Below are 24,645 nucleotides of genomic sequence, written 5' to 3'. Positions count from 1 at the left end.
AAGGGAGGAAGGGAAAATGGAGGTTTTTAGTGAACGCCGCCTGGCAAAAGATCATGCAGACCGAATCAGAAAAGGCTATTCCGCATATGCAGAAACAGACACACTCGCTTCCCTCATAAAAAAAGAACTCCAAATCTGTAATCTCCGCGTCTACGAAGACCTGACTGAATTCGGCTGCTGGTTCATCCCCGTGACAGATGAACACTAAGAAAGAGGGTCTCCCCTCTACTTGTGTTCGTTACATATCTCTTCAAGATCAGCAAGAATCGGACCGGTTTCATCCCAGCTGAAGATGGATGCGCCGGCTGCAAGCGGATGTCCGCCGCCATTGTATTTCCGGGCAATTCCATTGATGACCGGGCCTTTTGAACGGAACCGGACTCTGATTTGGTCGTCTTCTTCTACGAAAAACACCCAAGCGCGAATACCCGAAATGTTTCCGAGTGTTCCGACGAGCTGCGACGCTTCAGAAGGGGTGGTTCCATATGTCTCCAAAATGTCTTTTTTAATGAAAACGGAAGCGACGCCGTTTTCAGACAATGACACATTTTGATAAATAAAGCCATTCAGCTTCACCACATTTAATTTCGTTTCATACAATTGATTAAACAGCTCTGACGATGAAAATGGGAACTCAATGAGCTCTCCCGCGTATTTTAATGTCTTTTTTGTGGTGTTCGGGAATAAGAAGCGTCCCGTATCACCGACGATACCCGCGTAGATCAGCTCAGCTGCTTTCGTATTCAGCTTCCAGCCGTGCTGCTTTCCTTCGAGGTACAGCTCATAGATCATTTCGCTTACGGAGCTTGCATTCGTATCGACCCATAACAGATCGCCATACGGATCTTCATTTGGATGGTGGTCTATTTTCATGAGCTTTGCGCCGGAATGGTAGCGCTGATCGTCGATCCGTGCTTGGTTTGCGGTGTCGCACACGATGACAAGAGCATCTTTGTAGGTTTCGTCACCCACCTCATCGAGGGAATATAAGAAAGACAGGGACGGCTCAGGCTGTCCGACGGCAAAAATATTTTTTTCGGGATACGTTTCCCGCAGGATTTCCGTAAGGCCGCACTGTGATCCGTAAGCGTCCGGGTCAGGCCTCACATGTCTATGTAAGATAATGGTGTCATATAATGATATGGTTCTGATCAATTCGGATTTCATCGTTTTCTCCTTTTGTTTTTATTCATTTAATCATACTCTTTATCCATGGAAAAGGAAAATCTTTCAGCAACGGTATAAACGGTTTTGCAAACTCATATAATGGAGGATTTCATTTATGCTGGTTTTTGTTTTTCTCATCGGGCTTTCTGCCTGCTTTTACGTGTATTACAAAGTAAAAGGCATCCAGACGAAACGGGCGCTGGAGAAGGAATGTTTTTCGGCTAAATCAAGTATGGCGTTAGGCGCGCTGGTGCTTTTGTACGGAGTAAACCAAATGATTCTGTTTCACTCCGTCCTGACCCTCGTCATCGGCGGCGTCTTCATTTTAATCGGAGCAGGCAGCGCATGGGCCGGGTATAAAGCCTATAAGCATTATGAACCCATCCATGCAAAAGAAGCGGAGAGAGACCACGCATAATGAATGTCAAGGGACCGAGATGCGTCCCTTAACTTCTCTCCATCAGCTGCACCATGAGCATCGCTTTTGAAACGATGCCGCTTTGGCTTGACACTTCCACTTCCATTTTCCCGAATTTCCGGCCCGCTTCTAAAATGCGCGGCTTCACTTCAATGACCGATTCCATCTGAACGGGCTTCAAGAAGAAAATCGTAATGCTTTCAATGACCAGCTCGCCGCGTTTGCGGGAGCGTAAAAATCGGCTGGCAGCCTGAGTTAAAATCGTCGTAAACACCCCGTAAGAAATCGTCCCAAGCTGATTGGTCATCTGCGGCGTGACTTCATATTGATAAACAGCCGGCGTTTTGTCATCTTCTTCTTCTTTAAATCCCCTTGAAACGATATCATCAAGCTTTTCCCCGACCTGAGGCTGCTTTTGAATCATTTGCAGCGCTTTTAAGACGTCCTGACGGCTGATCATACCGATCAGTCTGTGGTTCCCGTCTGTCACCGGGAGCACTTCGATTCCTTCCCAAACCATCATTTGAGCCGCTGAGGCGACAGACGTTTTCCCGATGACCGTGACAGGGTTTTTGGTCATTACTTTTTCAATCGGGACTGACCGGTCATGTCCAGCGATATCTTTCGGTGTGAGAATCCCGTGGATTTTCATCTGCCGGTCGATAACCGGAAAGCGGCCGTGTCCGGTTTCATCATTTTTTTCGTACCATTTCTCCAGCTTATCTTTAGGAGACAGGGTCACTGTCCGATCGGCGGGAGTCAAAATGTCCTCCACGAGCACAATCTCTTTTTTTATGAGCTGATCATAGATCGCCCGGTTGATCATCGCGGCTACCGTAAAGGTATCATAGCTTGTGGAGAGAATCGGAAGCTCAAGCATATCGGCCAGCTCGATAATGCTGTCGTCGGTATTAAATCCTCCGGTTACCAAAACAGCCGCGCCCGCTTCAAGCGCCTGCCGGTGGGCATTGATTCTGTTCCCGACGATTAACAGGTTCCCCGCCGCCGTATAACGCATCATCGCATCAAGCTCCATCGCGCCGATCACAAACTTATTCAGCGTTTTATGCAGACCGGCTTTTCCGCCGAGCACCTGGCCGTCTATCACATTGACAACCTCGGCATATGTCAGCTTTTCGATATTTTCCTTTTTCTTCTGTTCAATCCGGATAGTCCCCACACGTTCAATAGTGGAAACGAACCCTTTATTTTCAGCTTCCTTAATGGCTCTGTAAGCCGTTCCCTCACTGACTTTCATTTCTTTCGCAATTCTTCTGACCGAAATTTTTTCACCGACAGGAAGCGAATCTATGTACGATAGGATTTGTTCATGCTTTGTTGCCAAGCGTTTCACCTCTAAGGACAGTCTTCTGCTTTTATTATAAGGGCACGGGGGATTCATTCGCAATGAGACGCCCGAAAAAAGGCGTCATCACAAAAAGACCTTCTGAACGTTTGGTTCAGAAGGTCTTTGACACATATGTCAGGCAAGCTCAATGGTCTCGCCGACCGCCATGACTTTACCGACGCCTCCGGGCAGACTTTCAGCGAAAGCGTCAGGGTCCTGTTCAATAACAGGGAATGTATTGTAATGAACGGGAACGACCTGTTTCGCTCTCAGCCATTCAGCCGCGAGTTTCGCATCTTCAGGCCCCATGGTGAAATTATCACCGATCGGCAGAAACGCCAGGTCAATGTGATTCAGTTCCCCGATCAGTTTCATATCTGAGAACAGCGCCGTGTCGCCGGCGTGGAAAATCGTTTTGCCGTCAATCGTTAATAAAATCCCGGCCGGCATCCCGGTGTATGTGATGGTTTTGTTTTCTGCATCAGTGACCGCCGATCCGTGGAACGCCTGTGTCAGTTTCACTTTGCCGAAATCAAATTGGCGCGCCCCGCCGATATGCATCGGGTGGACGTTTAACCCTTTAAAGCCGAGATAAACGGCCAGTTCGTTCGGCGCAATAACGAGTGCGTCGTTTTGTTTGGCGATCTGCTCTGTATCTCCGACATGGTCATTGTGTCCGTGAGTAAGCAGAATGACGTCCGCTTTCACTTCTTCCGGCTTCAGATTGGTCAGACTGTTTCCGGTTAGGAACGGATCAAAAATAATGTTATGGGTTTTCGTTTCCACTTGAATGACAGAATGTCCGTGATAAGTCACTTTCATCGTTTTCACCTCATAAAAAATTAATATTTATCAAGTTCCCTTTTTGACAAACGAAAAAACTTACAGGGATTGATGCCTGTTAATCACATTCAGCCCGCCTGTTGCTTCTATGACCGTTCCGGTGACAAGATCGGAATCCTCTTCACATAAGAAGGCGATGATTCTTGCAATGTCTTCTCCGGTTCCGGACCTCCCGATCGGCGTGTTTTCTTTCCCGATTTTCCGTCTTGCTTCTTCTATAGACGCTTCTTTCATATCTCCTACAATATCACCCGGGCAGACCATGTTGGCCGTGATACCTGATTCGGCTTCTTCAATTGCAATGGTTTTCGTTAACGAAGCCAATCCGACTTTAGCCGCCCCGAAAGCGGAACGGTGAAGCCAGCCGGGGGCATGATCTGCGCCTTGGAAGCCGTATGTAATAATCCTGCCGAAGCGCTGCTGTCTCATTACCGGGATAACCGCTTTAAACAGATGGAAAACGGCGCTTAAATTCCCTTCAAGCATGCCATACCATTCGTCATCGGAGTAATCGGCAAGCTTTTTGCGCTCAAATATGTACGGCCCGGCGTTGTTAATCAGTATGTCAATTCTTCCAAACCGCTGAAGGGCTGCATCGGCGATCCGCATGAGATCTTCTTTTCGGGTTACATCGCCCTTAACGAATTGCAATCTGTCATGGCACCGGGGATAATCAGCCTTCAGACAAGCGACGGCTTCTTCGTCCTGTCTGTAATTCACTGTGACCGAAAAGCCTTTTTCCAGCAGCATTTCAGTCACTTTTCGGCCCAACCCCTTCGTGCCGGCAGTGATTAGAGCATGTCGCACATTGAATACCCTCCCCAAGCAACGTTGCCGCTTCAATAAAATAAAGTCGTTTCTCCCTCTACTTTACTATAAACAAGCGGCAATATCACTTTTTTGCACTTCATCCGCACGAAAAAAGCCGTCTTTACAGACAGCTTAATTTTCTGAAGGGGCTGAGGCTTCCTCCAGACCGACATAACCGCTTTGATATGCCTCTGAGATGAGCCGGGCCGTTTCTTCACTTTCTTTTTCATCATAGATGTAACGGTCTTGTTCTTTGCGCATTCCTTCAACCTCCCATCATTATAGATGTAGCGTGTCTGATATGACGGGAAAATATGAAGGAAATTTTAGCAAATTAAACGCAGGCGCAGGCTTTTGCTTTTACGAGCGCCTGTTTTACCTGCTGAAAGCCCGTTCCGCCGGCGCTCATTCTTTTTTCAACCGCATGATGCGGATCGAGCACGGTATAGATATCTTCTTCAAAGAGACTGCTGGCTTGAAGGAATTCTTCAAATGCCATATCACTTAAATAGATTCCTTTTTCAATACAGCTGTACACAAGCTTGCCGACCACTTCGTGCGCTTCTCTGAACGGCATGCCTTTTTTCGCTAAATAATCGGCAAGTTCCGTCGCGTTTGAAAAATCTTGTTTTGTCGCCTGTTTCATAATGTCTTTGTTTACGGTCATTGTTTCAATCATGCCCGTAAAAATCTGAAGGCTTCCTTCAACGGTTTTCACCGTGTCAAACATACCTTCTTTATCTTCCTGAAGGTCTTTGTTGTATGCGAGCGGGAGCCCTTTCATAATCGTGAAAAGCCCCATCATATCACCGTATACGCGTCCAGTTTTTCCGCGGATCAGCTCCGCCATGTCCGGGTTTTTCTTCTGCGGCATCATGCTGCTTCCCGTTGCGTACGTATCATCCAATTCAATGAATCTGAATTCCTGCGAGCACCATAGAATGATTTCTTCCGAGAAACGTGAAAGGTGCATCATCAGCATACTGCTGCTGCTTAAAAACTCGAGAATAAAATCTCTGTCGCTGACCCCGTCAAGACTGTTCTCATAAATGGAGTCAAAACCGAGCAGCTCCGCCGAATAGCTGCGGTCTATCGGAAACGTCGTTCCGGCAAGCGCCCCGCATCCGAGAGGCGATATGTTAATCCGCTTCAGCGCGTCACGGAAACGCTCTTTATCCCGTTCAAGCATCCAAAAATAGGCGAGCAGATGGTGGGCGAAAGAAATCGGCTGGGCCCGCTGCAAATGGGTGTACCCCGGCAGAATGGTCTCGACATTGGCCTCTGCTTTTTCGATCAGCGCTTTTTGGAACTGTTCAATCAGCCCGATGATATGGGAGACATGATCTTTCAAATATAGATGCATGTCTGTCGCCACTTGGTCGTTCCGGCTTCTGCCTGTATGGAGCTTTCCGCCGAGCGGTCCGATTTCTTCAATCAGCATTTTTTCAATGTTCAAATGAATATCTTCATAATCAACAGAGAATTCAAGCGTTCCTTCCTCTGCTTTTTGCAGGAGGGTCTGCAGTCCTTGACGGATGGCGCCTTCTTCTTCCTCCGTCAGAATGCCGCATTTTTTCAGCATTGCCGCATGAGCGAGAGACCCTGTAATATCCTCTTTGACTAAGTTTTGGTCGAATGTGATGGATGCACCGAACTCATCGACCCACTTTTCCGGTGTTTTTTGAAAACGGCCTCCCCAAAGCTTCTTCATGCTTCAATCTGCTCCTTCTTTTTCACAATGCTGTTTACTTTTGTCGGCAGTCCCCAAAGCTCGATAAAGCCGATTGCCGCATGATGGTCAAACGCATCGTCTTTTGTATATGTCGCCAGTTTTTCATCGTAGAGAGAATATTCCGACTTGCGTCCTTCTACAATGGCATGGCCTTTAAACAGCTTGACGCGCACAACGCCGGTGACGTGCTTTTGGGTTTCTTTCAGGAATGCAAGCAGCGCGTCTTTTAACGGTGAGAACCATAAACCGTTATAGATGATTTCAGACAGTTTTTGTTCAATTGCCGGCTTGAAATGAGCCACTTCTTTCACTAAAGTCAGATCCTCAAGCTCTTTGTGAGCCGTAATCAAAGTCATTGCGCCCGGGCATTCATAAACTTCACGGGACTTAATGCCGACCAGGCGGTTTTCGACATGGTCAATCCGGCCGATGCCGTGTTTTCCGGCAGTCTCGTTCAGCTTGAGAATTAAATCAGCAAGCGGGTAGGATACACCGTCGATTGAAACCGGCACACCGGCTTCAAATGCGATTTCGATGATTTCAGGAACGTCCGGCGTATTTTCAAGAGATGCTGTCAAGTCATATGCCCCTTCAGGCGGCGCCGCCCACGGGTCTTCTAATATACCGCATTCATTGGCGCGGCCCCACAGATTCTGGTCGATGGAATAAGGGCTGTCAAGATTGATCGGAATCGGTATGCCGCGGCTTGCAGCGTATTCAATTTCTTCTTCACGCGACCATTGCCACTCACGGACCGGAGCGATGACCTCCAGATCAGGGTTTAATGATTTAATGGATACTTCAAAACGAACCTGATCATTGCCTTTTCCTGTACAGCCGTGCGCCACGGCCACTGCGTTTTCCTTTTCCGCGACTTCAACGAGTTTTTTCGCGATCAACGGACGGGACAGTGCAGATACGAGCGGATACTTGCCTTCATACATCGTATGAGCCTGCATAGAAATAAGCGCGTACTCTTGGGCGAATTCTTCTTTTGCATCAATCACGTACGAATTTACGGCGCCTACTTCCAGCGCTTTTTGCTGAACGAATGCCAAATCCTTTCCTTCCCCTACGTCTAAGCAGCATGCAATAACATCGTATCCCTGTTCTTGCAGCCATTTTATCGCTACAGAAGTATCAAGACCTCCTGAGTATGCCAATACAACTTTTTTCTGTTCTGCCATGTTAAAAGCTCCCCTTGTATAAAAATTAGTTTTAATTAATAAAAATGCATTTTGTATGTATACACTGTAACAAGTAAATTCTGTTTTTTCAAGCTTTTTATAAAAAAAACTCCACCCATTTTTTTGAGCGGAGCAAAGCTTTTTTATACATTTATAAGTCTTTTCGGATCTCCCGGAGCACATGGGGCAGTTCAGGAATAATCAGTTTCTTCATGGCAAGCTTGACGGCGCCTGAGGAGCCCGGCGTGCAGAAGACTGCGGTATTTTGGATCACGCCCGCTGCCGCTCTGGACAAAATGGCCGCGGAACCGATGTCCTCCGTATAGCTCAGCATGCGGAACAGCTCGCCGAATCCCGGGAGCTCTTTTGAAAACAGCGGCGTGACCGCTTCAATGGTGACATCCCTTTCGGCAATGCCCGTCCCTCCGTTTAACAGCACCGCATCTGTATATTCATCCATACAGCCGGATAAAACGGCTTTCTGCAATTCACCTTTCTCATCTTTTACGATGTCATAAGCGACCGTCTCAAATCCCGCTTCCCTGATGAAATCCATCATGACGCGCCCGCTTTTATCGGTTTCTTTCGTTCTCGTGTCGCTGACTGTAATCACTTTGCAGCGCACCGCTGACGGGGCTTCCTGTTTATGTTCATGCACACTCATTGTTTCACCTCATCATTTATGTACTAAGCATATCGTAACGTTTGGCGCTTCGGCATTCAATAGAAAAGCACATCCTTTAAGGATGTGCTTTTTGTCGATCATTATTGTGCAAGGCGGACAACGTCGCGCGCGATCATGACCTCTTCATCAGTCGGAATAATGATGACTTTGACAGGAGAGTGCGGATAGCTGATAAACGCTTCCTCGCCGCGCACGTTGTTCAGCGCAGGGTCCCAATAAACGCCCATGAATTCTAAGCCGCGAAGCACGCGTTCTCTGACTTCAACGCTGTTTTCACCGATACCGGCAGTGAAAATAATCGCGTCAACGCCGCTCATTCTCGCAGCGTAAGAACCGATGTATTTATGGATTCTGCTTGCGAACACTTCAAGCGCCGTTTCCGCTCTTTCGTTGCCTTCTTTTGAAGCTTCCACGATATCGCGAAGGTCGCTTGAGAAACCGGATATGCCAAGCAGTCCGCTCTTTTTATTTAATGTATTTAATACTTCATCAGCCGTCTGATTCGTTTTTTCCATAATGTACGGAATCAAGGCAGGGTCAATGTTCCCTGAACGCGTTCCCATCGCAACACCCGCAAGCGGTGTGAAGCCCATTGACGTATCAATTGATTTTCCGCCTTCGACTGCTGCGATACTTGCTCCGTTACCCAGGTGGCAGGAAATCAGGCGCAAGTCTTCAAGCGGACGGCCGAGAAGCTCAGCTGCGCGCTGTGTCACGTATTTATGAGATGTGCCGTGGAAACCGTATTTGCGGATGCCGTATTTCTCGTAGTATTCATACGGAAGGCTGTACAAGTAAGATTGCTCAGGCATCGTTTGGTGGAACGCCGAATCAAATACTGCAACCGCAGGTACATCCGGAAGCACTTCTTTAAAGGCTTTAATGCCGACGATGTGAGCCGGGTTGTGAAGCGGCGCAAGTTCTGAAATCTCTTCAATCTCACGGATTGTTTCATCCGTAAGCAAAACAGAATCGCTGAATTTTTCTCCGCCGTGAACAACACGGTGGCCGATTCCGTCAATTTCATTTAAATCCTTTATAATACCGAATTCAGTCAGCTTGTGAAGCAGCATCTTCACCGCGACCGCATGATCCGGAATATCTGTCACTTCTGTATTTTTTTCGCCGTTAACAGAGATTGTGAAAATGCTGTCGGCGATACCGATCCGTTCTACTAAACCTTTTGTTAGCACCTTTTCTGAAGGCATTTCGAATAGCTGAAATTTTAAAGATGAGCTTCCTGCATTAATTGCAATAATTTTAGACATAAATGACGCTCCTATCAAAATTCTTCTTCGTTTGTTTCGTTCTTTTTTCCCAGACCGTAACTGCAGTCCAAAAAATATCTGACTTTTCCATTTAAACATTGTCAACTCAGCATTTCAAGTCAACATCCATATTGGTACCGCTTACAAAATGAAGTCGTTATTTTCTGATAAATCCGCACTGTGCCAAATGGACGGCTCGGTCTTACGGAATGTTATGTTCTTTCCTTAAGTTGTGTCAGCAGCCTGATATCCATTCATTTTCAAAAGCAAAAAGCAGTGCGGGATTTTGCGTCCCACCCTGCTTTTTCGCCATTATTTTTCTTTTTGAATCCATTGATCCAATTTTGCCATCATCTCACGCATCGCCTGCTGGTTCGCGAAGGAAGGAAGATTGGCCAGAAGCGTTTGTTTCGGCGGCTTTGCGCCATCGCCTTTTTTCTGCAAAATTAAAATGCTCTTTGCCTGCGCTTCGTCTTTAAACAGAGTAGCCGGCAGCTGAAGAAGGGCGTTGATATATACTTTTTCCGCAAAAAACCGCTTCAGTTTATCGCTTTGGGCGCTGTCAAACAGATGGTTCGGAATCATAAAAAACAAGTATCCGCCCGGTTTTGTATGCTTGACGCTCTGCTCAATGAATAAGTGGTGGGCAAATGAGTGGCCTTCATCCGCTTTCAGCTCAAACGCTTCTGCGCCTTCGTCATTCGGATAATAGCCGACCGGCAAATCGCAGAGGACCGCATCAGCCGGTTCGATAAATAACGGCTGAAGACTGTCCTGGCAGAACAGCTCCATTTCTTTTTCCTGCAGATTCGCCTGGGCATAAGCGATCTTCAGAAGGACATCATCGATTTCAATGCCGAAGCTTTTTGCCGCTTTGTCAGAAAGCTGGTTTGCCGCGGTCAATAGAAGGTTTCCGGTGCCGCAGGCGGGGTCCAGCAATGTCAGGCCTTTTTGGCCGCCCGTAAATTTATTCACGAGGTAACTGATGAAAAGGCCGATCGTATCAGGCGTCATCTGTCTGTTCGGATGGGATTTATCTTTCAATCCTTTTAAAATGGCGAGCTGGAACGCCTTGCGGATCCATTCAGGTTCCCATTGTTTGAAGTCCGCTTTCGCAAGCAGGCTTTTAAGCTGTTCGGTTTGTTTTTCCTGAAGCCGAAGCTGTTCGGCCGTTTCGAGAAAATACATCTCTCCCGCTTCCGCAAGCCCCTCAATATAAGACAGCTGAAGGCCTTCTGCTATTACTTGGGCGGCTTCATCTAAAAGTTCATAAATCTGACCGACATGGTCGTGTTGCATACTGTTTCCTCCTTGCCATGAAAAGAGCTCCGCGGCAGCACCCGGAGCTCTTTTTCTCTCTTTACTTGATTAACGCTTTTGCAGCTTCGATAGGCTTTTCATAATTCGGGTGGTTTGTCGCTTCGCTTACGTATTCCGCATAAACGACTTTTCCGTCCTGATCAAGAACGAATACGGAACGCGCCAAAAGACGAAGTTCTTTGATGTAAACACCGAATGCTTCACCAAATGACATCTCTTTATGATCCGATAATGTTTCAACTTTGTCGATTCCGTTCGCTCCGCACCAGCGCGCTTGTGCAAACGGGAGGTCGGCGCTGATTGTATAAACGTTCACATCGCCGAGTTTTGCTGCTTCTTCGTTGAAACGGCGCGTCTGCGCGTCACATACGCCCGTGTCAATGGAAGGAATAACGGATATGATCGTTACTTTCCCTTTCATATCTGCTAATGTCTTCTCTTCTAATCCGTTTGTCAAAACCGTGAAGTCAGGAGCTTGGTCACCCGGTTTCACTTCTTGTCCGATCAGCGTCACGGCTCCGCCTTTAAATGTAATCTCAGCCATTCTGATTCCTCCCTTATCTATGTATAGCTCTATCATAGTCGAGTTTTATGCAAACTGCAAAGGTTATGCCGCATCGTAAAAAAAGCTAACTGCGGGCGGCAGTTAACTTTTCTGTTATAAATCAATATCCGTTCTTTTTTGGTTCCGGCCTTTTTCATTCTTTTTAAACATATGCTGGATGCGTTCAATCGTTTGAGGCGCGGAGTCTAACAGTTTATCAATCAAATGGGTGTTCTCGTCTAAATGAAGCATACGCACGCCGTTTGTTCCGACAATCAGAAACGCAATCGGCGTAATGGATACTCCGCCGCCGCTTCCGCCGCCAAACGGGAGCTTCTGCTCTTTTCTTTCGTCGTCCTCGGTTCTTTTTTCAGCCGGTTTTGCTCCAAACTCGCTTCCGCCTGCCGCAAATCCGAAGCCGACCTTTGAAACCGTTAAGATTACGCTGCCGTCAGGCGTTTCAACCGGATCACCGATGATTGTATTCACGTCGATCATTTCTTTCAAATTTTCCATAGCGGTTTTCATTAAACCTTGAATGGGATGGTCTGCCATGTGCGCTCCTCCTTAAACTGATGAATCATTCTTTGAAGCAACCGGAACCGGCTGTTTCTTTCGTATGATAGAAAGTCCGTTCCGCCCGTATTTGAGCAATTTGAAAGCTGCACCTATAAGATGTCCAAAACGAAAAAAGAATATACACTGCAAATGCGTCTTGGATGCAGGCACTTGAAAAGACGGAATGACTTCGCACACCGGTTTATGTATAAAACGCAGATGGTCATACAGCAACGCCGTAATGCCTCCCTTTACGGCCCACAAGCCGCCGGCGGCGATTCCCGTAACGGCGGCGTCCTTTATTCCGATAACCGTCATCCATTCGAACTTCGTCACGCGGACTCCCGCAAGAAATGAGGCGCCGATTTGACGCATTCTGACGACCTGATGCAGAATCATTTCTATTCTGTGAATGGTCTGTTTGACATCTTCATATGTGATTTTTTTCTTCTCTTTTTGCTGACCCTTTATTTTAGATTTTGTGTCTTGCTTGACATCAATTGACGCATCTTCGCTGTTTACTTTAATAACGGGCAGCGTTTTTTTAAAACGGATCAGCCCGTATAAGGCAGAGAGTTTAAACGTCATTTTGTCGTTATCTTTATCATGCAGATATTCGAAAGTCAGATGGATTTTCATCCTCATGAGCAGCCAGAACAAAATGAGAATGAGAATAACAGCTGCTGCGGCATATCCCATAAGCTTCACTTCCTTAGCTGCATTATCGCCAAAACCAAAAAAAATAAACCCGGATGTTTATCCGGGTTTATTGCTTTTATTTGCGGTACAGTGCTTCGTGAATCACCGTTGTGTCGGCAATAAGATCATGAATTCCCTGCTTCTTAGGCGTAAACGCAATGACAATATAAAGAATCCAGATTTTATCGATATAACGCCCCACTGCTTCCCTGAAAATGACGGTGCCCCATGTCAGCGGTTTTCCGGGCGTCAAAGAAGTGACTTTTAACCCGAAGACCATTTTGCCGAGTGTCTGATGAAACCATTTTGTCATGAACACAAAATAGGCGAGGTAGACGATCAAAGTTGTGACGGAATAGGCTGAGATTGTAAACATTCCGCTTGTTTTCGGTAAATTCATCAGCGTGAACACCGGTGAAACGATGATATGGTTAAGCCCCCAGATCACCAGCCAATCGAGAAGAAACGCCCAAAACCGGATCCAAAAGCCCGCGTAAGCCGGGTCGAGCGTCCCCTGTTGCTCGGCTTCCTCTTCCTTGCCGTGAAAGCCTTCGTAAGTTGCGTCCATTCTTTCTTCCCCCCTACTTTGCATAGAGATACATCATCCGCGGCGAGCCGGATTGCGAAATAAGCTCTTTCATATTCAGAAAATCAATTTCGCTTTTAAACATTTTCGCTGCGCTCATGGAAAAGAGCGAGCCTAATCCGAATCCTTCCTCATACGTGATGACTGAAGCGTTTTTCATATTTTTATGGTCCTTTTTCATCGCGCTGATCGTATCATCGTAAAAACCGAGATCGTCAACGAGGCCGATTTTTTTCGCTTGTCTGCCGTCGTAAACACGGCCGTCGGCAATTTTTTTCACATCTGCTTTTGACATGTGCCGGCCTTTTGAAATGACATTGACAAACCCTTCATACGAATCATTGACCATCGTCTGCATGATCTTTCTTTCTTCCTTCGTCATGTCGCGGGTCGGTGACATAATGTCTTTATGCGCGCCGCTTTTGATGGTTTCAAACTTGATGCCGAGTTCATCAGCGAGCTTAGAATAATTGACGCTTTCCATGATGACGCCGAGTGAGCCGGTGAGCGTTTCCGGTGAAGCATAGATTTTATCAGCGGCCGTTGAGATGTAGTAGCCTCCCGATGCCGCCATGGAGCCCATGGATACATAAATCGGTTTCTTCGTTTCTTTCTTTAGTTCTTCCAGTTTTTTATGTATTTCCGCGCTTTCATACACGCCTCCGCCAGGGGAATTGATTTTCAGGACAATTCCTTTGACACTTTTATCTTCTTTCGCACGCTCTATTTGTTTTAAAAATGATCTGTGATCATACCCGCCTGAGCTGAGCAGGCCTGCGGACTCCCCGTTATCCTCAATCGTGCCGTCCACTTCAAGCACGGCGATTTTACTGCCGGGGCTTCCCTTATCAAGCGTCACTTCCTCTGTGTCATCTGTCAGGGATGCAAAGTCAGACCCTGTATCTCCGACATTTTTCAGCACCCCGACAGTCACACTTGCAATGACTGATACGCCGAAAATGCCGATAGCGATGACGAGCGCAATCCATCTTTTTGCATTCATTTGTTCTGCCTCCTTTTCTGTCACTATTCGTACGTTCTCCTGGAAAAAAAGATTCACTTTTTTCATGAAGCGCTTTCACTTAACGGATAAACAGGAAACATGTTACACTATTGCCACAGGTATTTTAACACAATATCTGATGGGAGAAAAACGTAAATATGACAGCAAAGGGGAATGGAGATATGACCGATCTTCGCCGCAATGTTTATTTTTTTCACAAACAGGACAACGAAACAAAAGAACAAGTCAGCTCTCTGAAGCAGCTTGCCAAATCGCACGGTTTTACAGTTGCGGCCCAACCGGAGGATGCCGGGATTATCGCCAGCATCGGCAGCGACGGCTCATTTCTGCAGGCCGTCAGAAAAACCGGATTCCGTGATGACTGCCTGTATGTCGGCATCGCTAAAAAAGGAAAAGCCCATTTGTACTGTGATTTTCACAGCGATGAGCCTGAAAAAATGGCGGACAGCATGACCGCGGAACAGCTTGAGGTCAGAAAATACCCGCTCATTCATGTAACGGTGGACGACAGCAATCATTTTCACTGTTTAAACGAGGTTTCCATTCGTTCAAGCATTATTAAAACGTTTGTGATGGATGTGTTAATCGATGATCTTCACTTCGAGACCTTCAGAGGCGACGGCATGATCATTTCCACCCCGACAGGCAGCACCGCCTACAATAAATCCGTTTCAGGCGCTGTTGTTGACCCTTTGATTTCCTGCATGCAGGTATCCGAACTGGCCTCTTTGAATAACAACACATACCGCACCCTCGGATCTTCGTTTATTTTAAGCGCGGACCGGAAGCTGACACTGCAGGTGGTGCAGGACGGCAATGAGCATCCGATTATCGGACTTGATAATGAAGCGCTCAGCACGAGAAATGTCAAAAAGGTTGAGATTACACTATCCGATAAAAAAATCAAAACGGTCAAACTGAAAGACAACTCTTTCTGGGAAAAAGTAAAGCGCTCATTTTTATCATAAAAAAAGAGGACGGGCATTAACGCCTGTCCTCTTTTTCATATACGATACGGCCGCCGACGACGGTTTTGACAGCTTCCAATTCATGAAGCTTTTTCGGGTCCGTTTTAAACGGATCGCCGCTGAGAACGGTAAAGTCGGCATCATAGCCGGAAGCTATCCGTCCGCGGCTATGTTCTTTATGGATGATTGCCGTGCTTCCCTCCGTGTAAAGCTGAATGGCTTCGTACACGGTCAGGCACTCTTTTTCATAATAGGCCGGACCTTCCGGGTGCTGCTTGCTTGTACGGAGCACAGCCGATTGAATGCCCAGAATGGGATCTGCCGGTTCTATCGGGGCATCTGAACCTCCGGCGCACAGCAGCCCTTTCGACAGCAGGGTTTTCCAGGCAAAAGCCGTTTTCATCCGCTCTTCTCCGAGCCGGTCAATCACCCACGGAAAATCACTGGCCACAAAATGCGGCTGAAGATCAAGGCCGATCGGAAGCCGGGCGGCTCTTTCCATCAAACCGTGATCTAATACTTGCGCATGAATGAGCCTGTCTAGCTGTCCGGGCTTTGCCGGGTATCTTTCGATCACATCGAGCACCTTTTCAAATGCAAGGTCGCCAATCGCGTGCACGGCGATCTCCATCCCTTTCTGTCTCGCTTTATAAACAAGAGCGGCAAGGGTTTCGTCATCGTGCACCTGAACGCCGGAAACAGACGGATCATCATGATAAGGCTTTTTCAAAAGAGCCGTTCTGCCGCCGAGCGCGCCGTCTGCGAAGATTTTCATCGCTCCGTATTCCAGATAAGGCCCTGTCGTTTTGTCCAGAGCGCTCCACCTGTCGACGGCTTCGTGATGAACAAGCAGATGTGCCCGAAAAGGGAGCAGGCCGCTGCCTGTTAATGACTCATACGCGGCAACGGGAACGGACGCGTCTCCGTAGTATGCCAGATCCTCGGAATGCCCGCCGGTCAGGCCTTTTGTCCAGCAGTCCGTGATTGCCGTTTGAAGAGCGCGTTTGACATAGTGAAGCGAGACGGGCGGAAGAGCCTGAGTCACAAGCTCTTGGGCTTTATCCAGCAGAAGGCCTGTCGGACCGGCACTGTCCCGGACGATAATCCCGCCGTTTGGATCAGGTGTATGGTTTATAATCCCCGCCGCGCGCAATGCGGCCGAATTGACTGCAGCAGCGTGCCTGCATACCCGTTTCAGCAGGACGGGGCGATCGGGAAAGAGCGGGTCAAGGTCATGCTTCGTTACGTAAACCGGCTGTTCAAACAGATTTTCATCCCAGCCTTCGCCGATCAGCCATTCGCCATCTTCCAATTCACGCTCTGCTTCTTTTGCAGCCTGCAGTATCGCCTCTTTTGACCTCAGCTGTGACAAATCAAGGCGGAGCTGTTTTTCACCGTGTCCGATCAAATGCATGTGACTGTCTGTAAAACCGGGAAACATGACAGCCCCATGTAAGTCGATTTCCTCCGTATCAGGCAAACCGTATGTCTCGCGGAGCTCCTGAAAGCTGCCCGTCTGTCTGATGAAGCCGTCTTCGGTATAGACGGCTTCAGTGACATGGTTCTCGTCAAGCATTGTATAGATGGTGCCGCCGTGCCAAATCGCTTTCATCCCCGCTCACCCTTTTTCTGTATTAAGCTTTTTTATCCGCCTTCAGCCGTTCTTCACGCTGTCTCAGCTCCACCCGTCTGATTTTTGCGGATGCCGTTTTCGGCAGGCTTTCGACAAATTCAATTTCTCTCGGATATTTATAAGGCGCCGTAATCGTTTTTACGTGGTTTTGCAGTTCTTTAACAAGTTCGTCACTGCGCTTCTCATCGTTTTGTAAAACGACATAAGCTTTTACGATTGAACCTCTGATTTCATCCGGGCTCGCCACGACGGCGCATTCTTTCACTTCCGGATGCTTGACGAGCGCATCTTCCACTTCAAAAGGCCCGATTGTATATCCGGAGCTGACGATAATGTCATCATTGCGGCTTTCAAACCAAAAGTAGCCGTCCTCGTCTTTTTTCGCGCGGTCGCCTGTCAAAAAGTAATCTCCGCGAATCTGCTTCTTCGTTCTTTCAGGGTCTTTATAATATTCCTTGAATAGGGCCGGTGTGCTCAAGTGCACGGCGATATCGCCCGTTTCGCCTATTTCACATATTTCGCCTTCATCGTTTATAATTTCTACTTGATTTCCCGGTGTCGGTTTCCCCATGCTTCCCGGCTTAATATCCATGTTCTTCAGGACGCCGACTAACAGAGTGCTCTCTGTTTGGCCGTAGCCGTCTCTCACTTTAATGCCGAAATGTTTCCGGAAGATGTCAATGACTTCCCGGTTTAAAGGTTCACCCGCAGAAACTGCGCTGTGAAGGGCAGAAAGGTCATACTTGTCCAATTCCTCCACCTTGGCCATCAGGCGGTATTCAGTCGGCGTACAGCAGAAGACATTGATCTGATGGCGCTCAAGCATCTCCAGATACGTCTTGGCGTCGAATCTGCCGTGATAAATAAATCCTGTTGCGCCGCTTCCCAGAACGGCAAGCAGCGGGCTCCACACCCATTTCTGCCAGCCGGGCGCCGCGGTGGCCCAGACTGTATCGTCTTCAGAAATATCCAGCCATGCACCGGCGGATGTTTTTAAATGGGCAAAAGCCCAGCCATGTGTATGTACAACGCCTTTAGGCTGGCCGGTCGTTCCTGAAGTATAGGATAAAAACGCCATGTCCTCTCTAGTTGTATCAGCGGTTTGAAAACTGTCTCCGTCCGCTTCAATCGTTAAGAGGTTTTTCCAGCCGGCATCATTTTCACCAATGGCCAATGTCACGAGCTGATCGGTTTTCACCTCATCAAACGCGTTTATAAATGAAGGATAAACGATAACGCCTTTCACTTCGGCGTGTTTAATGCGGTAGTCCAAATCTTTGGCGCGAAGCATCTCCGAGCAAGGAATGACGACCATCCCCGCTTTTAAGATCGCTAAATACACAGCATACGCTTCAAGCACTCTCGGAACCATGACAATCAGCTTATCGCCTTTTTCAAATCCGAGACCTTTCAGGCGGGCTCCGATTTTATTCGTTTCTTCCATCAGTTTTTCATATGTCCAGACTTTCTTGCTGCCTGTTTGATCTTCCCAAATAAGCGCGTTCTTCTCTTTGGAACGGCTGAACTTTTCGATTTCATTTACTAGGTTATAGTTCTTTGGGGCGATTAAATCTTCTCGTTTTAACACGAACAACTCCTCACTTTCTTTCCCTATTATACATAAACATAGGACGTAACAATAAAGATATGCATAAATTGCTTCATGCCTTCTAGCTTTATTCATGAAAAAAGAGCGGGGAATTCCCCGCTCTTTTAGCCATTATGTGAAGTTGTGATTAAAACTGCTGCTGGCTGCTTCCGCCCATGCTTTGCTGAGCAAAAGAAACAAGACGTTTTGTGATTTCTCCACCGACAGAACCGTTGGCGCGAGAAGTTGTTTCCGGTCCAAGGTTTACACCGAATTCAGAAGCGATTTCATACTTCATTTGGTCGATAGCTTGTGCAGCTCCTGGCACTAAAAGCTGGTTGCTGTTTCCGCTGTTTGATTGTTGTGACATGTGTATCACCTCCTTGTGAGTATAGAATGTGATAAAACACATGTCCTCATTCAAAAAAACTTTGGTAATTGTATACAGTTCTAGAACAGGCCGGCAAATTTATCGTGAGCTTCTTGTTCTGAGTAAACAGTAATGGTCTCAATACCGGCTGCCGCCTCTGCAATCAGCGGTTCAAAATCAACAAAGCTTTCGAAATGCTCGATTTTTTCTTTTTTCGGGCGTGTTTTCGGACTTGGCGGCGTAAAGATGGTGCAGCAGTCCTCAAACGGCTGAATGCTTGTTTCATAAGTGCCGATTTCTTTTGATTTCTCGATGATTTCTGTTTTGTCCATTCCGATCAGAGGACGCAAAATCGGCGTTGCCGTAACGGCATTGATCGCATACATGCTCTCAAGCGTCTGGCTTGCCACTTGGCCGAGGCTTTCCCCCGTAATGATCGCAAGCGCTTTGCGTTCTTCTCTGATTCTGTCCGCGATCTGCAGCATGAGACGCCGCGTCGCCGTCATCGTATAGTTTTCCGGAATTTGTTTTTGGATGAGCTCCTGCGTCTTTGTAAACGGCACGATATGAAGCGTCATACTGCCTCCGAACTTTGCGAGGCATCCCGCGAGGTCCATGACTTTCTGCTTTGCCCGTTCGCTCGTATACGGCGGGCTGAAGAAGTGCACGGCCTCCACTGATAATCCCCGTTTCATCGCGTAAAAGCCGGCAACCGGACTGTCAAAACCGCCGGAAAGCATCAGCATCGCTTTCCCCGCGGAACCGACAGGAAGCCCTCCGGCGCCTTTTTCGTTACGGATGGTCAGGAATGTGGCTTCCTCCCTGATTTCAATCCGAAGCGGAATATCGGGATTTTTCACATCGACGGTTAATCCATCCGTGTTTTTCAAAATATGGCCGCCGATCTCAGCGTTCATCGCGTTCGTATCTAATTCAAACTGCTTGTAAGCCCGTTTGGTCTCGACCTTAAACGTATTCCCCGGCTTATATTGGCCTTCCATCGCGGCTAATGCCGTTTTTTTAATCTCTTCAAGCTTGCTTTCGCATTTAATGGCGAGACTGAAGCTCTGAATGCCGAATATATTCTTTAATAAGGAACAAATTTCCTCCGGGTTTTCTCCATTAAGTGTAATTGACATCCGATCCCGGTTTGAAAAGTATTTTACCTTTTTATAATCCTTTAATACCAGGCGGATATTCTGTTTTAATCTCTCAATAAAACTGCGTCTGTTTTTTCCTTTTGTGGATATTTCACCAAAACGGATTAAAATATGATCGTAATTCATTTGCTACCTCATCATTTTTTTTAGTTTTTGAACAGCCGGCGCCAGCGCGGCCATAAACGGCTCTGTAATATCAGCCGTGTGGCTGAAGTTCAGGCTGACTCTGATGCTGCTTGATGCAATCTGTTCGCCTTTATTCATTTGCAGAAGAACACGGCTCGGCTTGTGCTCTCTTGCCGAACATGCCGCGGTCGTTGAAACATATATTCCTTTTTCCTCAAGCATGTGCAGCAGCACTTCCGCCTTGATGCCCGGAACGGAAAAATTAATGATATGCGGGGCGCTGTTTTTTACGGGGGTGTTGATGACGACCCCGTCCGTCCCGCTCAGCCTTTCTATCAGCGCATTCTTAGCCGCCTCCATAGAAGAAAGCCGCTCATTCATGTCACGTGCAGAAAGATTGACCGCTTTCGCAAGGGAAACGGCGCCTGATGTATGTTCTGTCCCGGCACGGATGCCTTTTTGCTGGGTGCCGCCCGTCATAAGCGGAATGAGCCGCGTTCCCTTTTTGACGATAAGCGCCCCGGTTCCTTTTAAGCCGTGAAATTTATGCCCTGAAATGGTGCAAAGGTCGATACCCGCTTCTTCTATAGACAGCGGGACTTTATGAATGCCCTGTACATGATCAACATGAAACAGAATATTCCGGTGCTGTTTTAACAGCGCTCCGATTTCTTTTACGGGCTGAATGGAGCCGACTTCATTATTGACATGCATAACGCTGACGAGTATTGTGTCCGGCCTGATGGCCGCTTTTACGTCTTCTAAAGAAACGAAGCCGCCTTGATCGGCCGGAAGATATGTGACCTCAAAGCCAAACAGCTCTGTCAGCTGATCAAGCGTTTCCGTCACGGAAGGATGCTCAATCGCTGAAGCAATGATATGTTTTCCTTTACTCATGTTTGCCCAGGCGGCTCCCTTTAACGCAGCGTTGTTCGCTTCAGTCGCGCCTGATGTAAATACAATATCATAATTTTTCAAACCCAAGGTTTTTTTTATTTGCTGAGCGGCAGCTTCAAGGAGCCGTTCCGTATCAGTTCCTAATCGGTGCAGGGACGAAGGATTGCCGAAATACCGGCTGCTCGTCTGTTTGTACACATCCAATACCTCTTCATACGGCTCGGTCGTTGAGCTGTTGTCTAAATATATCATTTTTTTTACTCCTTTTATGAAAACGGTACATCGTATGATATTTATGCTACCATAACAAAAGTAAATATAAATTCGCAATAAATCGAGTATTGACTTCTCTGTACATTGCCATATAATAAGTTATGTTCGTTTTGTTATATTATCTGACAATTAATTGACAGAATATTTCAACATAGTATTTAGGAGGACTTTTATGAAACACTCACTACCTGTCAAAGATACCGTTATTATCGGTTTCATGCTTTTCGCACTTTTTTTCGGGGCAGGAAATATGATATATCCGCCGGAGCTTGGACAAGCGGCTGGGCATAATGTCTGGAAAGCGATGGGCGGTTTCTTACTGACCGGCGTTGGTCTGCCGCTTTTAGGTATCATCGCCATCGCATTAACGGGTAAAGATGCAAAAGGGCTTGCCGATAAAGCTCATCCGGTATTCGGCACTATTTTCACCGTTGTGCTTTATTTATCAATCGGACCGCTTTTTGCGATTCCGAGAACCGGAACCGTTTCATATGAAATCGGTGCAGTTCCGTTTTTGCATGGTGTTCCCGAAAGACTGTCGTTATTTGTTTTCACGCTAATCTTTTTTTCCATTACGTATTATTTAGCTCTTAATCCTTCCAAAATCGTGGACAGAGTCGGAAAGATTTTGACTCCTATTAAATTCGGTATTATTTTAATCATCGTCGTAAAAGCCATTGTCACTCCGATGGGCGGGCTGGGCGCCGTACATCAGGCATATTCCGGAACACCGGTATTCAAAGGATTTTTGGAAGGCTATAAAACAATGGATGCGCTCGCTTCGATCGTCTTCGGTGTTGTTGTCGTCAACGCTGTTAAAAGCAGGGGCGTCACCCAGCGTAAAGCGCTCGCGGCCGCTTGTATTAAAGCGGGTCTTATAGCAGCGGCAGGTTTGACATTCATTTATTTATCTTTGGCCTATTTGGGAGCGACAAGCACGGACGCTGTAGGGCCGCTCGGCGAAGGCGCAAAGATTTTATCAGCTTCATCTGATTACCTGTTCGGTTCACTGGGAAACATCGTTCTCGGCTCTGCCATTACCGTTGCTTGTTTAACGACAAGCATCGGGCTTGTTACATCTTGCGGCGAATATTTTTCAAAATTGATTCCCGCTTTATCATACAAAATGGTGGTTACGATTGTCACGCTCTTCAGCCTGGCGATTTCAAATTTCGGGCTTGCTGAGATCATTGCATTTTCAGTTCCTATTTTATCAGCCATTTACCCGCTGGCGATTGTCATTATCGTCCTTTCCTTTATTGATAAAATCTTTAAGGAAAGACGGGAAGTTTATATCGCCTGCCTGATCGGAACCGGGCTCTTCAGCATTCTGGACGGCTTGAAGGCAGCCGGCATTCCGCTCGGATCATTAGATTCATTCTTAAACGCAAATCTTCCGCTTTACAACATGGGAATCGGCTGGGTGCTTCCCGGGATTGCCGGAGCGCTCATCGGCTGCATTATCACGCTTTTTACCAGCCCTCCTATCGAATTAAATAAAGTGAAATCGTAACATTCAGCGTCTGCGGCTTGACGATATCAGCCGCAGGCGTTTTTTATATTCCGTGAGAAACAAAAAAACTGCTCCTCTGATGTACATCAGGGTGCAGTTTTTGCCTGTACGGCTATGAAGCGGATTGATCAGCTTTAATTTTTTTCACGGCGCCGGGAGCTGCTTTTTCAACAGCTTCTGCCGCCATCTCATAAGCTTCATTATAGCTGTAAGCGTAAAACAGCCGTTCAGCTTCTTTCAGCTGTTCAGATAAAATGTGATTCTGGCTTCGGAAGCGATTGCCGTACTGAATGATCCGCTCAATAAGCTTCACCTGAATGACAAGTTCCTTCGCCTCTTCGCTGACTTCTTCAACCATCTTTTCGGCTTCGGTGAGGTGTTTGGCGGCTTCCTCCATGTTCAGCGGCAGCTCTTCCAATTGGCTGACGGTTTCTTCTATATGATGATTTGCCGTCTCCAGCTTGTCCTTGACCTGCTCGGGAATCCCCGGCACATTGCTTTTTTGCAGCATTCTGGCCGTATCAGAAATGGTTTTCCGAAGATACGTCAGCGTTTCCCGCGCCTGCAGTTCTTCTTTTCTGAGCGCCTGCAGATTTTCACGGTATTCGGCATGTTCTTTCTGAGCCTCTTCCAGCTGTTTTTCAATGGCTTCGACTTCCTCAATCAGCAGTGAGTAAGCGACATGCTCACCGTCGAGTTTTTCTCTCGCCTGCTCAAGAAGCCGGCCGATTGTTTCCATCTGTTTTTCGAACGCGTTCTGTCTGCCGATTTCTCCCGCCGTCAGCTGATAGCTTTCCTTGACGAGCTCTGTTTCGGTTTTTGTGCGCTCTTTTTCGTCCTCAAGCTTCTCATACGCGATGATCAGTTCAGGCATTTTGCTTAAGACGGACTGACCGGCTTCCACTTCGCCTTCCAGCTGTTCATACATCGATTGAATGGTTTCATCAATCAGCTGAAGAATGGCGGATGCTTCGTCGACATCCAATTCTTCCAAAAGCGCGTTTTCGGCCCGTTTCACTTGATTTGTGAGTGTTTCCAGCTCTTTTTCGATTTGAATATGCTCCAGTTTGTAGCCTTTTTCCGTCATTTCCCGGTAGCCGTCTTTCAGCTTGGCAATTTGGTTCGGCACGGTCTGTTTACAGTCCGCGAGCAATTTGGGAACGTCATTTATGTATGTTTGAAGCTGATCCAGCCTACGGTCCTGTTCAAGCAGCACTTTTCTCGCTTTGATGTAATTGCCGCCTTCCGTCTCTTCTTCAAACTCTTTTATGCCGCTCCAAATTTCATCGAGATCCGTCTCCAGGCTGTTATAAAGCTCACCGTAGAGATGGCTGTACGCCAGAAGGTTTTTCCGCGCTTTTGAATACCGCTCACGCACCTGTTCAATCTCTCCGCGGCTTTTTTCCTCGCTCGTCACAAGGTCGCTGATCTCACGCAATATGCCTTCTATATTTGATTCAGCGGCGGTGAGGAGGTCGTCGATGTGGACAAGCACCTGATTCGCTTTTTTAAACCGGTATTTGTCGGCGTTCTCTTCGGCATCATAAAGGAGCTCTTCTACTTTCGGCAGATGGGCTGTGACAATTTCATCCCACTCTTCACGCCATCTTTCAAAGAACTCTTCCGTCTCTCCGGTCATTTTCAGATGCTTGATCTTGGACATTTCTTCCACTATCGAACGGTTTAAAATTTCAATCTTCCATGACTCCAGCCGGTCAATTTCCGTATAAATTTTTTTCCTGAAAAAGTAGCCCGCCGCAAAGAGCGCGAGCAGTATAACCAATAATCCGATGACTAACTCCATAATGAGCCCCCTTGTTGTTCTCTTAATCTGTCAGGGTGTTTTATGTATTCAGAAAGATTTCAATATATGTATTGAGAAAATCTGTCGTTTTCATTGTTATTATGATACCATGTAACCAACATTT

At 47.1% G+C, this 24,645-nt stretch carries 25 protein-coding genes; 4 read left to right on the top strand and 21 right to left on the bottom strand.

Going from position 1 to position 24,645, the window contains the following annotated elements:
* The first annotated feature begins 16 nt into the window (after positions 1 to 16).
* Positions 17 to 208, top strand: coding sequence for a hypothetical protein (locus ACH32G_RS10600; RefSeq protein WP_013353167.1), 192 nt, complete (start codon positions 17 to 19; stop codon positions 206 to 208).
* A 17-nt stretch (positions 209 to 225) separates the two neighbouring features.
* Here ACH32G_RS10600 and ACH32G_RS10595 read toward each other — a convergent pair whose 3' ends face one another.
* Positions 226 to 1,167, bottom strand: a complete 942-nt coding sequence (locus ACH32G_RS10595) for a DHH family phosphoesterase (protein ID WP_448814337.1) — start codon at positions 1,165 to 1,167, stop codon at positions 226 to 228.
* A 115-nt stretch (positions 1,168 to 1,282) separates the two neighbouring features.
* On the opposite strand from ACH32G_RS10595, the gene ACH32G_RS10590 reads away from it, so the two are divergent.
* On the top strand, positions 1,283 to 1,585 hold the full coding sequence (locus tag ACH32G_RS10590; RefSeq protein ID WP_003152434.1) for a YtpI family protein: 303 nt from the start codon (positions 1,283 to 1,285) through the stop codon (positions 1,583 to 1,585).
* Positions 1,586 to 1,613: 28 nt separating this feature from the next.
* Here the strand turns inward: ACH32G_RS10590 and ACH32G_RS10585 are convergent, their stop codons facing one another.
* The 14 genes from ACH32G_RS10585 to sppA all read right to left on the bottom strand — a co-directional run bounded on the left by ACH32G_RS10585 (position 1,614) and on the right by sppA (position 14,168).
* Positions 1,614 to 2,930 (bottom strand): CBS domain-containing protein, encoded by a 1,317-nt coding sequence (locus ACH32G_RS10585; protein WP_016938593.1) that lies wholly within the window; start codon positions 2,928 to 2,930, stop codon positions 1,614 to 1,616.
* 138 nt (positions 2,931 to 3,068) lie between these two features.
* Positions 3,069 to 3,755, bottom strand: a complete 687-nt coding sequence (locus tag ACH32G_RS10580; protein ID WP_049627161.1) for a metal-dependent hydrolase — start codon at positions 3,753 to 3,755, stop codon at positions 3,069 to 3,071.
* 60 nt (positions 3,756 to 3,815) lie between these two features.
* The gene (locus tag ACH32G_RS10575) at positions 3,816 to 4,583 is read right to left on the bottom strand and encodes an SDR family oxidoreductase (protein ID WP_016938591.1); all 768 of its coding nucleotides are present in this window, start codon (positions 4,581 to 4,583) and stop codon (positions 3,816 to 3,818) included.
* A gap of 135 nt (positions 4,584 to 4,718) precedes the next feature.
* Entirely contained in the window at positions 4,719 to 4,847 is a 129-nt protein-coding gene (locus ACH32G_RS10570; protein ID WP_014470818.1) for a hypothetical protein, read from the bottom strand.
* 73 nt (positions 4,848 to 4,920) lie between these two features.
* The gene (gene argH, locus ACH32G_RS10565) at positions 4,921 to 6,297 is read right to left on the bottom strand and encodes an argininosuccinate lyase (RefSeq protein WP_045926835.1); all 1,377 of its coding nucleotides are present in this window, start codon (positions 6,295 to 6,297) and stop codon (positions 4,921 to 4,923) included.
* On the bottom strand, positions 6,294 to 7,505 hold the full coding sequence (locus ACH32G_RS10560) for an argininosuccinate synthase (RefSeq protein WP_016938589.1): 1,212 nt from the start codon (positions 7,503 to 7,505) through the stop codon (positions 6,294 to 6,296). The genes argH and ACH32G_RS10560 overlap by 4 nt, the downstream gene beginning before the upstream one ends.
* 151 nt (positions 7,506 to 7,656) lie before the next feature.
* Positions 7,657 to 8,169 carry a MogA/MoaB family molybdenum cofactor biosynthesis protein gene (locus ACH32G_RS10555; protein WP_064777645.1) on the bottom strand — a complete coding sequence of 171 codons (513 nt, stop codon included), beginning with the start codon at positions 8,167 to 8,169 and terminating at the stop codon, positions 7,657 to 7,659.
* Between the two features lie 101 nt (positions 8,170 to 8,270).
* On the bottom strand, positions 8,271 to 9,458 hold the full coding sequence (locus tag ACH32G_RS10550) for an acetate kinase (protein WP_448814336.1): 1,188 nt from the start codon (positions 9,456 to 9,458) through the stop codon (positions 8,271 to 8,273).
* 312 nt (positions 9,459 to 9,770) lie between these two features.
* A complete protein-coding gene (locus tag ACH32G_RS10545; protein ID WP_327815067.1) occupies positions 9,771 to 10,757 on the bottom strand; it encodes a class I SAM-dependent methyltransferase in 987 nt (328 codons plus the stop codon).
* A gap of 61 nt (positions 10,758 to 10,818) precedes the next feature.
* Entirely contained in the window at positions 10,819 to 11,322 is a 504-nt protein-coding gene (gene tpx, locus ACH32G_RS10540; protein WP_007408050.1) for a thiol peroxidase, read from the bottom strand.
* 114 nt (positions 11,323 to 11,436) lie between these two features.
* Positions 11,437 to 11,877 (bottom strand): GerW family sporulation protein, encoded by a 441-nt coding sequence (gene ytfJ, locus ACH32G_RS10535; RefSeq protein ID WP_016938584.1) that lies wholly within the window; start codon positions 11,875 to 11,877, stop codon positions 11,437 to 11,439.
* A 12-nt stretch (positions 11,878 to 11,889) separates the two neighbouring features.
* The gene (locus ACH32G_RS10530) at positions 11,890 to 12,579 is read right to left on the bottom strand and encodes a DUF2953 domain-containing protein (protein ID WP_448814335.1); all 690 of its coding nucleotides are present in this window, start codon (positions 12,577 to 12,579) and stop codon (positions 11,890 to 11,892) included.
* A 76-nt stretch (positions 12,580 to 12,655) separates the two neighbouring features.
* On the bottom strand, positions 12,656 to 13,147 hold the full coding sequence (locus ACH32G_RS10525) for an RDD family protein (protein WP_328221588.1): 492 nt from the start codon (positions 13,145 to 13,147) through the stop codon (positions 12,656 to 12,658).
* Positions 13,148 to 13,160: 13 nt separating this feature from the next.
* On the bottom strand, positions 13,161 to 14,168 hold the full coding sequence (gene sppA, locus ACH32G_RS10520) for a signal peptide peptidase SppA (protein ID WP_016938581.1): 1,008 nt from the start codon (positions 14,166 to 14,168) through the stop codon (positions 13,161 to 13,163).
* Positions 14,169 to 14,350: 182 nt separating this feature from the next.
* On the opposite strand from sppA, the gene ACH32G_RS10515 reads away from it, so the two are divergent.
* Positions 14,351 to 15,157, top strand: coding sequence for an NAD kinase (locus ACH32G_RS10515; protein WP_049627163.1), 807 nt, complete (start codon positions 14,351 to 14,353; stop codon positions 15,155 to 15,157).
* Positions 15,158 to 15,173: 16 nt separating this feature from the next.
* Here ACH32G_RS10515 and ACH32G_RS10510 read toward each other — a convergent pair whose 3' ends face one another.
* The 5 genes from ACH32G_RS10510 to ACH32G_RS10490 form a co-directional block, all read right to left on the bottom strand.
* Entirely contained in the window at positions 15,174 to 16,769 is a 1,596-nt protein-coding gene (locus ACH32G_RS10510; RefSeq protein WP_448814334.1) for an amidohydrolase, read from the bottom strand.
* A 22-nt stretch (positions 16,770 to 16,791) separates the two neighbouring features.
* The gene (mbcS, locus tag ACH32G_RS10505; protein ID WP_047476885.1) at positions 16,792 to 18,378 is read right to left on the bottom strand and encodes an acyl-CoA synthetase MbcS; all 1,587 of its coding nucleotides are present in this window, start codon (positions 18,376 to 18,378) and stop codon (positions 16,792 to 16,794) included.
* 148 nt (positions 18,379 to 18,526) lie between these two features.
* Entirely contained in the window at positions 18,527 to 18,748 is a 222-nt protein-coding gene (locus tag ACH32G_RS10500) for an alpha/beta-type small acid-soluble spore protein (protein ID WP_007408043.1), read from the bottom strand.
* A gap of 80 nt (positions 18,749 to 18,828) precedes the next feature.
* Positions 18,829 to 20,034, bottom strand: coding sequence for a tRNA uracil 4-sulfurtransferase ThiI (thiI, locus tag ACH32G_RS10495; RefSeq protein WP_016938577.1), 1,206 nt, complete (start codon positions 20,032 to 20,034; stop codon positions 18,829 to 18,831).
* A 3-nt stretch (positions 20,035 to 20,037) separates the two neighbouring features.
* Positions 20,038 to 21,183: a cysteine desulfurase family protein gene (locus ACH32G_RS10490; protein WP_448814333.1), complete on the bottom strand. Its 1,146-nt coding sequence runs from the start codon at positions 21,181 to 21,183 to the stop codon at positions 20,038 to 20,040.
* Positions 21,184 to 21,376: 193 nt separating this feature from the next.
* Between ACH32G_RS10490 and brnQ the strand changes: the two genes are divergently transcribed.
* A complete protein-coding gene (gene brnQ / locus ACH32G_RS10485) occupies positions 21,377 to 22,717 on the top strand; it encodes a branched-chain amino acid transport system II carrier protein (RefSeq protein WP_016938575.1) in 1,341 nt (446 codons plus the stop codon).
* Positions 22,718 to 22,829: 112 nt separating this feature from the next.
* Here the strand turns inward: brnQ and ezrA are convergent, their stop codons facing one another.
* On the bottom strand, positions 22,830 to 24,521 hold the full coding sequence (gene ezrA, locus ACH32G_RS10480) for a septation ring formation regulator EzrA (protein WP_448814332.1): 1,692 nt from the start codon (positions 24,519 to 24,521) through the stop codon (positions 22,830 to 22,832).
* Positions 24,522 to 24,645 lie beyond the last annotated feature (124 nt).

This window comes from Bacillus sp. CIS52, from assembly GCF_053545315.1.
The sequence above is the reverse complement of the archived record's forward strand: the minus strand, read 5'-3'. Positions and strand labels throughout refer to the sequence as shown.

What these genes read in the sequence shown, in the direction of transcription:
- ACH32G_RS10515 (WP_049627163.1), top strand. Translation starts at nt 14,351, where the DNA reads ATGACCGATCTTCGCCGCAATGTTTATTTTTTTCACAAACAGGACAAC.
- brnQ (WP_016938575.1), top strand. Translation starts at nt 21,377, where the DNA reads ATGAAACACTCACTACCTGTCAAAGATACCGTTATTATCGGTTTCATG.
- ACH32G_RS10545 (WP_327815067.1), bottom strand. Translation starts at nt 10,757, where the DNA reads ATGCAACACGACCATGTCGGTCAGATTTATGAACTTTTAGATGAAGCC.
- ACH32G_RS10510 (WP_448814334.1), bottom strand. Translation starts at nt 16,769, where the DNA reads ATGAAAGCGATTTGGCACGGCGGCACCATCTATACAATGCTTGACGAG.
- ACH32G_RS10560 (WP_016938589.1), bottom strand. Translation starts at nt 7,505, where the DNA reads ATGGCAGAACAGAAAAAAGTTGTATTGGCATACTCAGGAGGTCTTGAT.
- argH (WP_045926835.1), bottom strand. Translation starts at nt 6,297, where the DNA reads ATGAAGAAGCTTTGGGGAGGCCGTTTTCAAAAAACACCGGAAAAGTGG.
- ezrA (WP_448814332.1), bottom strand. Translation starts at nt 24,521, where the DNA reads ATGGAGTTAGTCATCGGATTATTGGTTATACTGCTCGCGCTCTTTGCG.
- ACH32G_RS10580 (WP_049627161.1), bottom strand. Translation starts at nt 3,755, where the DNA reads ATGAAAGTGACTTATCACGGACATTCTGTCATTCAAGTGGAAACGAAA.
- sppA (WP_016938581.1), bottom strand. Translation starts at nt 14,168, where the DNA reads ATGAATGCAAAAAGATGGATTGCGCTCGTCATCGCTATCGGCATTTTC.
- ACH32G_RS10525 (WP_328221588.1), bottom strand. Translation starts at nt 13,147, where the DNA reads ATGGACGCAACTTACGAAGGCTTTCACGGCAAGGAAGAGGAAGCCGAG.
- tpx (WP_007408050.1), bottom strand. Translation starts at nt 11,322, where the DNA reads ATGGCTGAGATTACATTTAAAGGCGGAGCCGTGACGCTGATCGGACAA.
- ACH32G_RS10490 (WP_448814333.1), bottom strand. Translation starts at nt 21,183, where the DNA reads ATGATATATTTAGACAACAGCTCAACGACCGAGCCGTATGAAGAGGTA.
- ACH32G_RS10555 (WP_064777645.1), bottom strand. Translation starts at nt 8,169, where the DNA reads ATGAGTGTGCATGAACATAAACAGGAAGCCCCGTCAGCGGTGCGCTGC.
- ACH32G_RS10600 (WP_013353167.1), top strand. Translation starts at nt 17, where the DNA reads ATGGAGGTTTTTAGTGAACGCCGCCTGGCAAAAGATCATGCAGACCGA.
- ACH32G_RS10550 (WP_448814336.1), bottom strand. Translation starts at nt 9,458, where the DNA reads ATGTCTAAAATTATTGCAATTAATGCAGGAAGCTCATCTTTAAAATTT.
- ACH32G_RS10570 (WP_014470818.1), bottom strand. Translation starts at nt 4,847, where the DNA reads ATGCGCAAAGAACAAGACCGTTACATCTATGATGAAAAAGAAAGTGAA.
- ACH32G_RS10530 (WP_448814335.1), bottom strand. Translation starts at nt 12,579, where the DNA reads ATGGGATATGCCGCAGCAGCTGTTATTCTCATTCTCATTTTGTTCTGG.
- ACH32G_RS10595 (WP_448814337.1), bottom strand. Translation starts at nt 1,167, where the DNA reads ATGAAATCCGAATTGATCAGAACCATATCATTATATGACACCATTATC.
- ACH32G_RS10590 (WP_003152434.1), top strand. Translation starts at nt 1,283, where the DNA reads ATGCTGGTTTTTGTTTTTCTCATCGGGCTTTCTGCCTGCTTTTACGTG.
- thiI (WP_016938577.1), bottom strand. Translation starts at nt 20,034, where the DNA reads ATGAATTACGATCATATTTTAATCCGTTTTGGTGAAATATCCACAAAA.
- ytfJ (WP_016938584.1), bottom strand. Translation starts at nt 11,877, where the DNA reads ATGGCAGACCATCCCATTCAAGGTTTAATGAAAACCGCTATGGAAAAT.
- ACH32G_RS10500 (WP_007408043.1), bottom strand. Translation starts at nt 18,748, where the DNA reads ATGTCACAACAATCAAACAGCGGAAACAGCAACCAGCTTTTAGTGCCA.